Genomic DNA, 14,820 nt, shown 5'->3' with positions numbered 1-14,820 from the left:
GTTGGCTGAGGATGTGAGTTGTTGCCTAGAGGGGCTTCGTTATGAGAGATGATGCAATGCGCGGTTGATATAGATGTAGAAAGCGGTATCGTAGCGCTGCATGAATACGCCAGATCAAAAATGTATTTTGATTCGCAAGCTCCCTAGCACCTAAAGAATAAGTTTAATAATTGTTTGGATTTCTGACATACCTAGGAAGAATCACAGGCGGCGATTCGGCAATTTCCTTGTCTAGATCTACATCTATGTACTGCCAGCATTTAACTTTATGACTATTTAGTATAGCAGGCTGCCAGCGACCCATACTGCGTATGATTCTTGCTATTTCTTTTTTGAAATAAGCCCGGTGTTTCTGATTACTCTTTTTCAAATTAGAAGCTGTATCAAAAGAAACCAAAGAAACAGTGCCGGTACTATCAATGAGTACGTCCAGCATAATGAACTGACGCCAATTTGTCATTGGTTTATTATCCCAATTAGCAGGCATATATAACTTGCTTAGAATATATTGCTCAGGCTGCATTGCACAATAATCTGGGGCAATATCAACGCCGAAAGATCTATATGTCTTAGTAGCCCATCTGGAAAGGTATAATTGATCGGCTTTTCGTCGCATATTATCTAGAAACCGGTTTCCATGTCTCTGAATAATGATGCTATCCATATAATGACCATAGCACATATTATACCCTATACAGTTCATTCCAATGGGTTCATAGACAATGTTATGTTCGCTAAGAATTTCCTTTAGTTCATCATCATAGCGTTCAAAACCTCCATCAAAAGCAGAAACATAGACCAATTTGTTTTTTAGAAAATCCTGCTGTGCCTTTTGCAACTCAGCAAGACAGGCAGTATCAGTACGATCAGCCTTGAAAAATTTGTAGGGATTTGGTTTGGGTGGAGGTAAGAAAGCAGATAGTTCTGCGGGCTCACGTTCTGCGGGTGGAGTAGTATCTTTTGGAGAGGAACAGGCTTGTACGCAAAATACAAGGAGGATAATTCGTAGATATTTCAAAGCTGGTGTGCTAAAGCAATGCATGTAACTATTTCCCGCCCATACTCTTGTCCCGCGCGCCCTTGAACTCCGAACCCTCGCGCCACTTGGGGAACGTGGTTTCCGAGGCCAGGCGCTGACCCACGCGGAAGTAGAGTTGGGCATCCTGGGCAATGCCGGTGAGGTCCCAGCTAGGGTCGAACTGGTCGGCGGGCTTGTGGTACATGGTGGTGGTGTAGTTCTGGCGCTGCTGGGCAATGCTAGCCTTGCCGCCGGTGCGGCTCTCGAAGCCGCCCGAGGCGTAGAGGGAGGGCACGCCCACGTGGGCAAAGTTGAAGTGGTCGGAGCGGTAGAACATGCCGGTTTCGGGCGTCTGGTCGGGCAGCACGTAGCGGTCCTGCTCCTTGGCGGCAGCGCGGGCGTAGTCCTCCAGCTCCGACTGCCCGTAGCCGATGACGGTGAGGTCCTTCATCGGGCCGTAGGGCCAGAGCATGTCCATGTTCAGGTCGGCCACGGTTTTGTTGAGCGGGAAGGGTGGGTGCTGGGCGTAGTAAGCCGAGCCCAGCAAACCCTGTTCTTCAGCCGTTACAGCCAGAAACACGATGCTGCGCTGGGGCTTCTGCGGGGCTTTCTGGAAGGCTTCGGCAATGCTGAGCAACGCGGCCAGGCCGGTGCCATCGTCCACGGCTCCGTTGTAGATGGAGTCGCCGGCAATGGCTTTGCCGATGCCGAAATGGTCCCAGTGAGCCGAGTAGATGATGTACTCCCCGGGGCGGGTGGTGCCGGGCAGCACGGCCAGCACGTTGCGCGAAGTTTGGCGGCGCAGCTTGTTTTGGATGCTGCCCGTGAGCGTGAGCCCGCCCAATGCGCGCGGCTTGAAGCCCTTGGTATTGGCCGCGGCGTAGAGCTGCTCGTAGTTCTGGCCGGCGGCCCGGAACAGCTTTTTGGCCGCGTCCAGGGTCAGCCAGCCTTCCAGGGCGCACTTGTCGGCGCCTTTATTGGCGGTTTGGGGGCGCAGCTTGGGGCTGATGGCCCCGCTCAGCACCACCGACCACGGATAAGCGGCCGGCTTGGTATCGTGCACGATGAGGATGCCGGCGGCGCCGTGGCGGGCGGCTTCCTCGTATTTGTAGGTCCAGCGGCCGTAGTAGGTCATGGCCCGGCCCTTAAACAGGGTGGAACCCTGGCCCGCGTTGCCGGGGTCATTCACCAACACCACCACGGTTTTGCCTTTCACATCAAGGCCGGCGTAGTCGTCCCAGCCGTACTCGGGGGCTACCACGCCGTAGCCGGCAAACACCAGCGCGGAGTTAGTCACCTTCACCTCGGCCTGCTCGCGCTGGGTGAAGGCCACAAAATCGGTCTTGTACTGAAAACGCAGCGGCTGGCCGGTGCCCTGGATTTGCAGCACAGCCCCTGACGTGCCCGTAATTTCCACCAGCGGCACTGGCTGGAAATACGTGCCGTTCGGGCCGGGCTGCAGGCCGAGGCGCTTGAACTCATCGGCCAAGTATTGGGTGCTGCGCTGCTCGCCTTCCGTGAACGGCTTGCGACCCAGCATCTCATCCGAGGAAACCGCCTGCAGATACTTACTGATGCTGGCCGCGCCGATGGCGGCAGCGGTATCCGAGGCGTCAGCTGGGGCAGCTACAGTAGCTGTTTCGGTGGCCGCTGGCTTCGACTGGCAGCCAGCTAGAAGTAGACCGAACAAGAGGGTGGCCGGGAGCAGATGGGCTTGGTAGTAAGAGGAGAATGGCATAGCGTGTGGTGCGGGGAGCTGGCGTAAACCGGCCACTGGCTGAGCCGAACGGCGGTTGTTTCCCAATAGTACTAGATATTCGGGTACGAATTCTGTCATTACCGCCTTCTATTACCCATCCTGCCCGTGCACGCCCGTATCCAAACCGCCCTCAGCCAGCTCGAAGCCACGCACAACATCCGCGTATTGTACGCCTGCGAGTCGGGCAGCCGGGCCTGGGGCTTTCCTTCGCCGGATTCCGACTACGACGTGCGCTTTATCTACTGCCACCCCGCCGACTGGTACCTTACCCTGGACGAAGGCCCCGACACGCTCAACTTCCCCGTGGACGACGAGCTGGACCTGGCTGGCTGGGAGCTGCGCAAGGCCCTGAAGCTGCTGCGCGGCTCCAACGCGGCGCTTTTCGAGTGGCTCCAGTCGCCGGTGGTGTACCGGGAGGCGACCGGGTTTCAAGCGGCGCTGGCGCCCGTGCTGCCGATGTGCTGGAACCCGCGGGCCGGTTTACACCACTACATCGGTCTGATGCGGCGCGGCGTGCTCGATGACCTGACCGGCGAGGAGGTGCGGCTGAAGCGGCTGTTTTACGCGCTGCGCTCTACGCTGGCTGCCCGCTGGATTGAGCAGCACCCCACCGAGGTGCCACCCATGGAATTCAGCAAGCTGCGTGCCTTGCTGCCGCCCGAGCTGAACGGCCCGGTAGAGGAGCTGCTCGCCCGCAAAGCCACCGCCGACGAGAAAACCACCGTGCCCCGACCAACCGCGCTAATCGAATATCTGCAAACCGAGTACGAAGCAGCCTTAACTGCCCGCGAAACGCTGCCCATAAAGCAGCTGCCTAACCCTACGCCAGAGCTGGATGCGCTGTTCCGGGCGTGGCTATTGCGGGGCGAGGCGCGCCCATAGACCTCACCCCCGGCCCCTCTCCAAAAGAGAGGGGTGCCAGCCGACATGAGGGGATACTCATGGTTGAGCGCCCCCTCTGGAAAGGGAAAGCACTGGGGCTGAGGCTGCCATCTATACCCCCGTTTACAAAATTCGTGCAATCCGATAAATCTTCCAACTCCGTGATTCAGATAGCCGACCTGCGCCAGCGCGGCCTCATCCTGTTTGAAGCCATCAGCGGCAGCCGCGCCTACGGCACCAACCTGCCCCACTCCGATACCGACCTGAAAGGCGTTTTCATCCTGCCCGAAACCGAGTTCTACGGCCTCGACTATGTGCCCCAGGTGGCCAACGATACCAACGACGAGGTGTTTTATGAGCTGCGCCGTTTTGTGGAGCTGCTGCTTAAAAACAACCCCACGGTGCTGGAGCTGCTGGGCACTCCGGAGGATTGCGTGGTGTACCGGCACCCGCTGTTTGCCGCGTTTCGGGCCGAGAATTTCCTCTCCAAACTGTGTCGGCAGAGCTTCGCCGAGTACGCCGTGGCCCAAATCCGGAAGGCACGGGGGCTCAACAAGAAAATCAACCACCCCGAGCCGCCCGCCCGCAAATCGGTGCTGGATTTCTGCTACGTGACGGTGGGCGCGGGCGCGCAGCCGGTAGCCACCTGGCTGGCGTGGCGGGGCTACGCGGCCGCGCAGTGCGGCCTGGCCAACGTAAACCACCTCACCGACTTGTACGCCGTATTTGTGGATGAAACGCCCGAGCAGCGCCACGGCTACCGGGGCTTGGTGCGCGACGTGGAAACCTCCCAGGACGTGCTGCTCTCGGCGGTGCCGAAAGGGGAGGAGCCGGTGGCGTATCTGAGCTTCAACCGCAACGGCTACAGCACCTACTGCCGGGTGTTTCGGGAGTACAAGGAGTGGGAGCAGAAGCGTAACCCCGAGCGGTACCAGAACACCGTGCAGCACGGCAAAAACTACGATTCCAAGAACATGCTGCACGTATTTCGGCTGCTGCGCATGGCCGAGGAAATTGCCCGCACCGGCCGCCTGCACGTCCGCCGCCCCGACCGGGAGTTCCTGCTGCAAATCCGCCGGGGCGAGTTTGAGTACGAGCAGCTGGTGATGGAAGCCGATGCGCTGGTAGAGCAGGTAGAAGCAGCATTTGCCAAGTCCATGCTGCCCGAAACCCCCGACCGCCAAGCCGCCGAGGCGCTATTGGTGCAGGTGCGCCGGGCCTGGTACGCGGCGTATGCTACCTGAAAAAACAGCAGTTGCCGATACGGACAGTAGGGTAAAGCTGCCTATCTTGCCCGTATTATCGATATTCTGCCAGACCGGAGCCGAAAAAGCCAGGTCAAAAACAGCTTACTTCACTTCCTGTCACGAAAATAGCTGTTTACTTACCTGGCCTTTTGGGCTCCGAGCTGGTCAGAGTGTTATATTGAAGCAGTAGCTCAGGTGGTAGAGCAAAAGCTAGTTCAGCAATTATCCGTGGCGGTCAAGCCGCGCTTACTTCTTCGTTAGACCCTTCGGGGTTTTGGTTCGAGCCCAAATAGCGCGGCCCTTACCGCCTGCCGGGACCAGTTGAACTTACTTCATTTTGGGTCGCCGGTTCGAGTCCGGCCTGCTTCACTTTTCTATTCTGTCGCCGCTTCGTTTCACGCGGCCGCTTTACCTGTTATGCAAGAGGAACTCCTGAAAGTGAGCCTGCGCCAGCAGGCCGTGTACGTACCCGCCGTGGTGCAAACGTCAACTCCCGCTACCGTTTCGCCCACCACGGCGGGGCTGGTGGCCAACCTGGCCCGCCTGGGCTATGGCGTGTCGGAGCCGCTGTTGCGGGCGCTGGAGGGCACTACCCCGGCCTTTCAGGCCCGGCTGTTGGAGGTGTTTCGGGAGGTAATGGGCGTTAGCAAAAGCTGGATGCCGCTGGTGAAGGGCTGGGACGTGCCCACCGGCGAGTCGTGGGCCGACCACCTGCTCACGTGGTTTGCTAACCTCTTTCCCTCTTACAAAGGCACGCGCCTGCCCTGCGGCCACCTCATTCCGCCCAATACGTTTCCGCTGGAGCGCTACAACGGCTGCCCGTTCTGTGGCACCCCCTTCGAAGCGGCCCAACTGAAGCTGCATGGGCAGGGAAGCAAGCTGAAAGTGCTGGAACTCTGGAATGAGGCCGATGCAGAGAGTTTTCTGCGCAGCCTGCTCACCAGCAAAACCGCCCTCGATGCCACCCAACAGGACAGCCTGCGCCTGCTGCTGGCCGTGCTGCCCCTGCCTGCCGAGGTGCCCATTGCCATGAAGGAAACCCGCATGGTCGTTATCGACACTTACGTGGCCCGGCAGCAGCCCGCGCTGGCCCAGCCGCTGTTCTCGTCGCCCACCGATGTGCTGCGCTACCTCTGGTTTAAGCACACCGGATTTCTGCAGCTGGTAGAGCCCAAAACCATCCGGCAGCGGCAGCAGAAAAACAGCCGCAACCTGCACCCCGCCCTAAGCCAGAGCACGGCCGCCGGCGCGCAGGCCCTAGCCAGCCTCAAGCTGAAATACAGCCGCCGCGCCGCCGCCATGGTGGCCGACTGGCTGAACGCGCTGCCCCAGTCGCCGGTGCAGCAGTGCGAAATCATGCACCCCAAGCGCGGCATGTGGGTGCGCTTTATCCGGGCCCTGCGCCTGGCCGAGTACAGCCAGCGCGCCGGCCGCGCCCGCCTGCGCGAAACTCTCGACCGATTCTACCGCCAGGACTACCCGGTGTGGCAGGGGCAGGTGCAGCAGGCCCGCCTGCGCACCGATGCTACCCGCACGCTGGCCCTGCTGCAACAGCGGCCGGGCCTGTTTGCCCGCTCCCTGTTTGCCAATATGCTCTGGTTTGGCCCCGAGCCGGTGGTGGCCGCCTTTGCCGAGGTGCTCGACCAGGTGCCCGCCCGCCTGCTGTTCACGCTCAACATGTACGCGGAAACCTACTTCGACCCCCGGCACGAGCGGACAGTAAAGCCTTTGGGCGGGGTAGGGAAGCGGATTCCGGCTAACCATCTGCTGAGCCTCTACGAGCCCGACCAGCTGGCCGCCATGCGCGAGCAGGTAACCGGGCTGGCCCTGGAGGCGATGCGCCGCCGTTTTGCGGCTCAGGCTACCACTACCCGCACCATCTTCATTGACCCCACGCTGCACTACCTGCCCGTGGCTATTGGCGACCGGAGCGAAACGGTGCAGGATCTGCCTTCCGCGTTGATGGGCACCCGCTTTGCCGTGGAAGGCGACGCCGTGCGGCTGTTTTTGCAGTGGGGTGCCGGCCTGCCCGCCCAGCACCTGGATATGGACCTGAGCTGCCGCGTGGCCTACGATAACCGGATGGATTACTGCGCCTTCAACCAACTCACCACCACCGGCTGCCAGCACAGCGGCGACATCCAGCACATTCCGAATCAGGTGGGCACGGCCGAGTACATCGAGCTGGACTTGCCGAAGCTGACGAAGGCCGGGGCCCGGTACGTGGTATTCACCTGCAACGCCTACACCAACGGCGCCCTGGCCCCCAACCTAGTAGTGGGCTGGATGAGCAATGAGCAGCCCATGCGCATTGATAGCAGCGGCGTAGCCTACGACCCCTCCTGCGTGCAGCACCAGGTGCGCGTAACGCAGGGGCTAAGCAAAGGGCTGGTATTTGGCGTGCTGGCGGTGGAGCGGCGGGAAATCATCTGGCTGGAAATGCCGTTTGCCGGCCAGCTCACCGGCAACCTGGATGTGGCCGCCGTGGAAGCTCTGTTGCGGCGGCTCGAAGCCAAGCTCAGTGTGGGGGCCTTGCTTCACCTCAAAGCGGAGGCCCAGGGCCTGCAACTGGTGGAAACCCCGGAAGCCGCCGACGAGGCCTACACCCGGGAGTGGGCCCGCAACCCGGCCGCCGTTGCGCAGCTGCTAATTGATTAGCCGGTTTTTGGCAGCATACTCCTTCCCCAAAACCGTCGGCGCGAGGCGGTACACCAGACCCTATCGGTTGCTTGGTGTACCGCCTCGCGCCGACGGTGACGTTTTCTGCCTGCCGACTACCGCGTAGAGTGGCGGCCTACTTTGTAGGTGGACTGGTCGGTGCGGGCTTTCTTCCGGAACACGCCCAGACGCTTCTTGCTCTTCTTGTGGCCCTTATACAATTTGTAAAATGGCCGGTGCGTGTAGCTGCGGCCGCGCATTTTGGCCCGGGCGTAGCGGGTAGGCCGGCTGGCTTCGGCCGTGGGAATAGGGCCACCGCTTAGTATCAGCAAGGCAAAAACCAGAATCAGGAAGCGGGTCATAGGCCAAAACGGGTTAGCGTGTGGGTGGATAACTCCCCTGGTGAATAAAAATTGTACTGCTTGGAGGATGGCCCGGTAGCAAGCTGAACAGAAGAAAATTCAGGAACACGAAAAACCGGCCTTCCCTCTCTGCTATGAAAGGAAAGGCCGGTTTCAGTCTGCTTGTCTACGCCTTATTGCCCGCCAATCGTCTGGTTACGGGAGCGTTGCGGAGTAGGCGTATTGGCTTTCTTCCGACGGCGCCAGAACTGGTACCATTTCTGGCGGTAGCGCACCGTGCGCTTGCGGCGGATTTTGCTGCTCCGACCTTTATAGGTGCGGTAATTGGGGCGGTGTACGTACACTTTACCGCGCATCTTGGCGCGCGCCGCCGGGCCGGCCTGGCCCAATGCCGGGCCCACGTCTACCAAGACCATGAGCATCAGCCAGAGAAGTAAAAAAAGTCGGGGCATAGAGGAAGGGGTAAGCCGCAAACGGGTGGCGAAGTTACGGCCCTTAGCGGCAAGTATTCGGCCAGAATACCAGGAATACGCAAAAAAAATACTGAACGGATTGTGGAAACTGGCAAAGAAGCGCATCTGACAGGCAGAAATCCTATTTCGCCTACTTCTATGAAGCAAGTGTTACGTCCGTTTTGGTGTATGGTTATAGGGGTGATGCTTTGCCTGCAAAGTGCGGTGCCGGGGCTGGCCCAGGCGCGCCTGGCCGCTGCCCGCCAGCAGAGCTATTTCACCAAAGTATTCCGCCTCACCGACGCCCAAACACGCTATTTGTTTGAGCGGGAGCTGTCGGCTGCCCGGCCCGAGTTCTTCACCCAGCCCGTTGATTCCTTCCCCACTGATGCGCCCGACACCCTGGGCCGGCAGCGGCTGGCTGCCCTGCCGCTGGGCTACTACCTGGTAGCCCACGCCGACGGGCCCCAACTGGTGTTCTGGCTGCACGCCCGCACCAACCGCCAGGTAACGGTGCTGGAGAACCAGGTAGACCTTACGCTGCTGGTGCGCGACTCCCTGGGCCGCCTGCTGCCCGATGCTCAGCTGCGGCTGCCCCGGAGGCGGAGTGTGCCCTTCGATGCGGCTACCCAAACCTACCGGCTGGCGGGTGGGCGGGCCCGGCCGGGGCTGCTGGCCGTGGAGCAGGGCGGGCGTACCACGTTTCATAGCCTCTCCCAAACATTTCCGTTCCGGCCGCGGCGCGGGCCCGTGCCGCTGAGCTGGCGGCGGGTATACCAGCGGGCCGTGTTCGGGTTTCCGCTGGGCTACCTTACCCGGCCCGTGCGCAACCTGGTAGGGCAGCTGCGGCACGTTTCCTACGTGCATACTGGCCTGTTGGGCCTGCTTCGTTCCCCCTTCAGTGAGGGTGTGCGGGAGCAGCGCCAGCAGCAGCGGGCAAACCGCCGCGGGGCCCGGTGGCAGGCGTATCTGGTACTCAGCAAGCCCCGCTACCGCCCCCAGGCCGATACCCTGCGCCTGAAGGCCCGCGTGTTGCACCGCCACGGCCGGCCCTACCGCCGCCCCCTGGAGCTCTACCTCACCCCCGACCAGGACCACCGGCCCCGGCGCCTGGCCGTGCTGCGGCCGGTGCAGTCCGGCTCCTACGAGTACGTGCTGCCGCTGCTGGATACCCTGGGCCTGCGCGCCGACCAGTTTGTGCGCCTCACACTGGAGCAGTCGGGGGACAATGGCAAAACGCTGGCCTCGCAGCAATTTCGGCTGGAAGATTACGAGCTGAAAACCACCCGCTACACGCTCCGGGCCGGGCAGGAAACCCACCGGGCCGGCACGCCCCAGGCTCTGTTTCTGCGAGGCCAGGACGCCAACGAGCTGAACCTACTGGACGCCCGGGTGAGGCTGAGCGTGACGCCCACCAGCGTGGAGCGGTTTGCCGGCCGGCAGGTGTTCGTGCCCGATACGCTCTGGACCCGCAGCCAACCCCTGGACGCTACCGGCGAAACCCGCCTGAACCTGCCCGATTCGGTGCTACCGGCCGCCAACCTCACCTACCAGGTACAGGCCGTGTTTCTGAACGGGGATAATGAACGACGCCAGCAGCAGGCCACCGTGCGCTACGCCCAGCAGCCCCGGGAGCTTCAATTGGAGTTGCGCCAGGATTCAGTGGTGGCCCGTTACCAGCCCGCGGCGCCCGGTCCGCCCCGGCCCGCCACCCTGCTGACCACGGTCCTCAACCCCGGCCAGCTCGAAAAAACTACCCGGGAAACCGTGTTGCTGCCCCTGGCCTGGCCCGTAAACCCCCGCGCCACCCGCTACCAGCTGCTCGATGCCCAGGGCAGCACGGATGAGCTGGAACTGACCGCTGACAACGCCGAGCTGCTGCTGCGCTCCGGCCGCACCCCCGATTCGCTGACCCTGGCCGTGGACAACCCGCGTCGCCTGCCGTTCTGGTACTACCTGTATCGGGGCAACACCCTGGTGGAGCGCGGCTTGGCTACCGAGTTAGTCCGCCACCTGCCGGCCCCGGGCCCCGAAACCTGGTTTGCCTCCCTGCATTATTTCTGGGGCGGGCAGCTGCAGTCGGTGGAGTACAACGTGCCGCTGCCCCAGCACCAGTTGCTGGTGGAGGCCGAGCAGCCCGAAGTGGTATATCCCGGCCAACGAGTGCAGTTGCGCTATACCGTGCGCGACGGGGCCGGCCGCCCCGTGCCCCGCGCCGACCTCACCGCCTACGCCTATACCAGTAAATTTGAAAAGCCTGCCGCGCCCGAGTTGCCCAACTTTGAGCCGGCGGTAGTGGGGCGGGTGTCGCGGCGGCGGTTTGGGCTGGGTGCGGGCTTTGAGAACACGCCCGACCAGCCGGTCCGCCAGCTTCTGCCCTGGGGCGCATGGCGGCAGCGGTTGGGCCTCGATTCCCTGCGGTTCTACCAGTTTCTCTACCCCGAGTACGGTGCATTTTACGAGTACCGCCCCGCCCCGGGCGGCATCACCCAGGTAGCGCCCTTCGTGGTCGATTCGGGTCGGGTGCAGCCTACGGTGGCCGTATTCGTGGATGGTCTGCCGGTGTACGTGGCGCGGGTGAATGCCGAGGAGCCTTTTGCCCTGGTAGCCGATAGTGGCCGCCACGCCATCACCATCCGCACGCCCGACCGGCGCATTACCCTGCACGATGTGCACCTGCGCCACCTGCACAAGCTCACGCTCAGCATCGACCCCAACCAGCCCTGCGCCGGCCTCACGGTAGAAAAGCTGGGTCCGGTTACGCCCGCCGAGCAGGCCGAATTGCGGCGGTTTCTGCTAGTGGTTGACCGGAATAGCTACCAGGAGCGCCTGCTGCTACGCCAGGGCAACCGCCTGCAGCCCTTGGGCGCGGGCCGGCCCTACCTGCCCAACCGTCCCACCGTTCCGCGCTGGTACGCCGATGACCGCACCACCCTGCTTGGGGGACCTTTCCGGCCCGATTCGGTGCTGCTCCGCCGCTCCGACGGTTTGCGCCTAAAATTCCTGCGGGAGCCGAATTACCGCTACACCTTCACCCCGGGCCTGCTCAAAATGCGCAGTCTGCCCCCTACCTATGATGCGGCCGATAACCTGGACGTAGCGGCCTCCTTCCCCCAGCTGCCCTTCACTGATTTTGCCTACACGGAAGCTGACTTGCGTCCGCAGCCGACCACCCATTACTATCAGCCGCCGGTGCGCGTGCCCCTGCTACCCGACTCTAGCGGTACCGCGGTGGGGCAGGGCCGGCTGGCCGTGCGCCTGCCCGCGCCCCGGGGTAAGCTAGCTAGTCAGCAGTGGCCGGCAGTACAGTTTACCCTGCTCACTCAGCCTGGTAAGCCCGCGTTTCGGCGGTTGCTGCGCTATTTGCCCGCGCCCGTGCAGGGCCTGGTGCCCGGCCGCTACCGCCTGGCCCTGCTGCTGGCCGACAGCTCCGTGCTGGCTCCGTCCACCGATATCCGGGTGGAGGCCAACGGCACTACCTACGTGCAGCTCGATTCCCTGGACCAGCTCCGCACCGGAGCCGTCCGGCAGGCAATTCTGCGGCAGATAGAGCTGGAAATAAACCGCCATAGGCGCACTGCCGCCCCGGCGGTTATACCCTTGCGGCTGGCTCCGCCCGCTGCTCCGGTAGCCGTGGTGCCGCAACCCGGTTGGATAGTGGTGCGCGGCCGCATCACCGACCGCGCTACCGGCGAGGGCGTGCCCGGCGTGACGGTGCTGCTCAAAGGCACTACGCACGGCGTAAGCACCAACTCGGATGGTAGTTTTACCCTGGCCACGCCTCCGGATGGCGGTGTGCTGCAAATCAATTCAATCGGCTACGTTACCAAGGAGCGGCAGATTGACAGTCAGGATATCCAGGAAAGCTTGGCGGCTGATTCCAAGGCGCTCAGTGAAGTGGTAGTCACTGGTTATGGCATATCCGGGGGAAAATTCAAAGCTGCCTCCGTGGAAAGTTTGCCCGTAGAACTGGCGCTTCAGGGCAAAGTAGCAGGCGTGGTTATCCAGACTGCGCCCGGCGGCAGCGCCACCGTCCGGATTCGGGGCATCAGCAGCACCAGCGGCGGCGGGCAGCCCCTGGTTATCGTGGATGGGCTGCCCTTTAGCGGTGACCTGAGCAAGCTGAGCCCCGGAGATATTGCCAATGCCCAGGTACTCAAAGCCGAGTCGGCGGTGGCCATGTACGGCTCCCGGGCAGCCAATGGAGTCATCATCATCACCACCAGAAATGGCGTTACCGCTCGGCCGGCGGCGGGGTTGACGGATGATGGTCCAGCCGCTCTGGGCCCCGATGGCCTCCCACTCACGGCCGGGCGCGACCCGCGCCTGTCCCTGCGGCAGCGGTTTTCGGATGTGGGCTGGTGGCGGCCTACGCTCCTCACCGATGCCCAGGGCCAGGCCCGCACCGAGGTTATTGTCCCCGACGACATTACCGGCTGGGATACCTTTGTGCTGGCCTCCGACAACCACGCCCGCACGGGCTCTTTCACCCAGAAGCTCCGCTCCTTTAAGGCCCTGATGGGGGAGCTGGCGGCCCCGCGTTTCCTGATTCAGGGCGACCGGCCCCAGGTGCTGGGCAAAACGCTCAACTACCTGCCCGATACCGCCCAAGTAACCACCAGTTTCCGGTTAGGCGAGGGACTGGCTCGTAGTCAGGCGCACCGCGTAACCACCTCCGTATTGGATACGCTCACTTTCACGGCTCCCATTGATGCCGATTCCGTGACCGTGAGCTTCAGCCTGAGCCAGCCCAACGGCTACCAGGACGGAGAGTTGCGCCACTTGCCGGTGCTGCCCGCCGGTACCCGGGAGCGGGTGGGTACCTTCACGGTGCTTTCCGCCGCCGACACCACCCTGACGCTGCCTGTGCGGCCGGAGCTGGGCCCCGTAACGGTGCGTCTGGAAAGTGACCCTCTGCCCGTACTGCTGGAGGAAATCCGGCATTTGCAGGTCTACGCTTACCTCTGCAACGAGCAGGCCGCCTCCAAGCTCCAGGGCCTGTTGCTGGAGCAGCGCATCCGGCAAAGTATGCAGCAGCCATTTACCGGCCAGCGCAACGTGGAGCGCCTGATTCGACATTTGCTCAGGGGCCGCCATCAGCCCGAGGGGCTGTGGGGTACCTGGGCCACTTCGCCGGTAAGCGGTTGGGCTACCCTGCACGTACTGGAAGCCCTGCTGGCCGCCGAGCAGCAGGGCTACAAAGTGCCCCTCGACAAGGCTTCGCTGCGGCTGTACTTGCTGCGCCAGCTGGACGAGGCCTTTGCCGATGCTGCCGTGCGCCGCCGCCTGGCCGCCAGCCAGGCGGCCCCGGCATATTTCACCTCCGCCGACGACCGGATCCGGCTCTTGCAGCTGCTGTACCGCCTCGGCGCCCAACCTGATTTCCCGACCCTGGTAAAGCGAATAGAACAGGAGCAGCGCGGCCGCCAACCCCTGGACCGCTACCTGGCCCTCACGCTGCTGCGCCAGGAGCTGGGCCTGCCGTACCAGCTGGATACCCTGCGCCGTTACCGCCTGCACACCGAGCTGGGCGGCACTTTTTACGCTGATACCCTGCGCACTGGCACCTTTTACCGCTACCTGCTCACCGACCGTCTGGGCAACACCCTGCTGGCGTATCGCCTGCTGCGGGCCCAGGGCGAGCAGGAGCGGGAACTGCTGCGCCTCCGGACCTACCTGCTGCAGCAGCGCCGCCAGCAGGGCCACTGGGCCAGCACCTATGAGTCGGCTCAGGTGCTGGCTACCATCGGCCCCGACTTGGTAGTGCCCGCCAGCGGCGGGCTCATGGCCAAAGCCCGGCTGAGCGGGGGGCTGACGCAGGAAGTCGGCAAGTTCCCGTTTGAGGCGACGGTGTCAGCCGCCGGGGGCGGCATTACACTCCGCAAGCAGGGCGGTATGCCGGTGTACGCCACGGCTTATCAATCCTTCTGGAACCCTGCGCCGGCCGCCGTGGCCACTCCGTTCACGGTGCGCACCCGGCTGGCCGGGCAGGAGGGCAGCCGGGTGCAATTGGCGGCGGGCCAGCCGGTGGAGCTGGAAGTAACCGTGGATGTGCCCGCCGAGGCCCGCTACGTGCTGCTGGAAGTGCTTATTCCGGCCGGCTGCTCCTACGGGGAGCCGGCACGCGGCAACAGCTTTGAAGTACACCGGGAGTATCTGCGCCAGCAGGTGGGCATTTTTATGGATGTACTGCCGGTAGGCCATCATACATTCCGCATAGCCCTGCAGCCCCGCTACCGGGGCCGCTACACCATCAACCCCGCCAAGGCCGAGCTTATGTATTTCCCCACCCGCTTTGGTCGCTCGGCCAGCAAGCAGGCGGTTATTAAATAATGGGGGTGATGAGGTAAAAGGAACAGTCATGCTTCGGCCTCCGGCCTCTGCATGACGTCCAGAATTGAACAATTGGCGCGGCAACTCGCCAACGCTACGGCCTAAAGCC

General features: G+C 62.5%; 8 protein-coding genes. 4 read left to right on the top strand and 4 right to left on the bottom strand.

The annotated features are described in order from the left end of the window. Positions 1 to 163 precede the first annotated feature (163 nt). Positions 164 to 1,018: a hypothetical protein gene (locus ROI90_RS00550; RefSeq protein WP_315996388.1), complete on the bottom strand. Its 855-nt coding sequence runs from the start codon at positions 1,016 to 1,018 to the stop codon at positions 164 to 166. 28 nt (positions 1,019 to 1,046) lie between these two features. After that, positions 1,047 to 2,756: a M28 family metallopeptidase gene (locus ROI90_RS00545; protein WP_315996387.1), complete on the bottom strand. Its 1,710-nt coding sequence runs from the start codon at positions 2,754 to 2,756 to the stop codon at positions 1,047 to 1,049. A 126-nt stretch (positions 2,757 to 2,882) separates the two neighbouring features. Between ROI90_RS00545 and ROI90_RS00540 the strand changes: the two genes are divergently transcribed. The 3 genes from ROI90_RS00540 to ROI90_RS00530 all read left to right on the top strand — a co-directional run bounded on the left by ROI90_RS00540 (position 2,883) and on the right by ROI90_RS00530 (position 7,564). After that, complete coding sequence (locus ROI90_RS00540) at positions 2,883 to 3,659, top strand: nucleotidyltransferase domain-containing protein (RefSeq protein WP_315996386.1); 777 nt, start codon at positions 2,883 to 2,885, stop codon at positions 3,657 to 3,659. A 134-nt stretch (positions 3,660 to 3,793) separates the two neighbouring features. Further along, positions 3,794 to 4,903: a DNA polymerase beta superfamily protein gene (locus ROI90_RS00535; protein WP_315996385.1), complete on the top strand. Its 1,110-nt coding sequence runs from the start codon at positions 3,794 to 3,796 to the stop codon at positions 4,901 to 4,903. Positions 4,904 to 5,323: 420 nt separating this feature from the next. Further along, a complete protein-coding gene (locus ROI90_RS00530) occupies positions 5,324 to 7,564 on the top strand; it encodes a hypothetical protein (protein ID WP_315996384.1) in 2,241 nt (746 codons plus the stop codon). A gap of 116 nt (positions 7,565 to 7,680) precedes the next feature. On the opposite strand, the gene ROI90_RS00525 is transcribed toward ROI90_RS00530, so the two are convergent. Beyond that, a complete protein-coding gene (locus tag ROI90_RS00525; RefSeq protein WP_315996383.1) occupies positions 7,681 to 7,926 on the bottom strand; it encodes a hypothetical protein in 246 nt (81 codons plus the stop codon). Positions 7,927 to 8,099: 173 nt separating this feature from the next. Continuing rightward, positions 8,100 to 8,378, bottom strand: a complete 279-nt coding sequence (locus tag ROI90_RS00520) for a hypothetical protein (RefSeq protein WP_315996382.1) — start codon at positions 8,376 to 8,378, stop codon at positions 8,100 to 8,102. A 159-nt stretch (positions 8,379 to 8,537) separates the two neighbouring features. Between ROI90_RS00520 and ROI90_RS00515 the strand changes: the two genes are divergently transcribed. Further along, positions 8,538 to 14,711, top strand: a complete 6,174-nt coding sequence (locus ROI90_RS00515; protein ID WP_315996381.1) for a carboxypeptidase-like regulatory domain-containing protein — start codon at positions 8,538 to 8,540, stop codon at positions 14,709 to 14,711. The last annotated feature ends 109 nt before the right edge of the window (positions 14,712 to 14,820 follow it).

The sequence above is a fragment of the Hymenobacter endophyticus genome, from assembly GCF_032464715.1.
Lineage (GTDB): Bacteria > Bacteroidota > Bacteroidia > Cytophagales > Hymenobacteraceae > Hymenobacter > Hymenobacter endophyticus.
The sequence above is the reverse complement of the archived record's forward strand: the minus strand, read 5'-3'. Positions and strand labels throughout refer to the sequence as shown.

Bases quoted from the DNA above. Each gene is read 5' to 3' on its own strand.
- ROI90_RS00520 (WP_315996382.1), bottom strand. From the start codon at position 8,378: ATGCCCCGACTTTTTTTACTTCTCTGGCTGATGCTCATGGTCTTGGTA.
- ROI90_RS00525 (WP_315996383.1), bottom strand. From the start codon at position 7,926: ATGACCCGCTTCCTGATTCTGGTTTTTGCCTTGCTGATACTAAGCGGT.
- ROI90_RS00545 (WP_315996387.1), bottom strand. From the start codon at position 2,756: ATGCCATTCTCCTCTTACTACCAAGCCCATCTGCTCCCGGCCACCCTC.
- ROI90_RS00530 (WP_315996384.1), top strand. From the start codon at position 5,324: ATGCAAGAGGAACTCCTGAAAGTGAGCCTGCGCCAGCAGGCCGTGTAC.
- ROI90_RS00515 (WP_315996381.1), top strand. From the start codon at position 8,538: ATGAAGCAAGTGTTACGTCCGTTTTGGTGTATGGTTATAGGGGTGATG.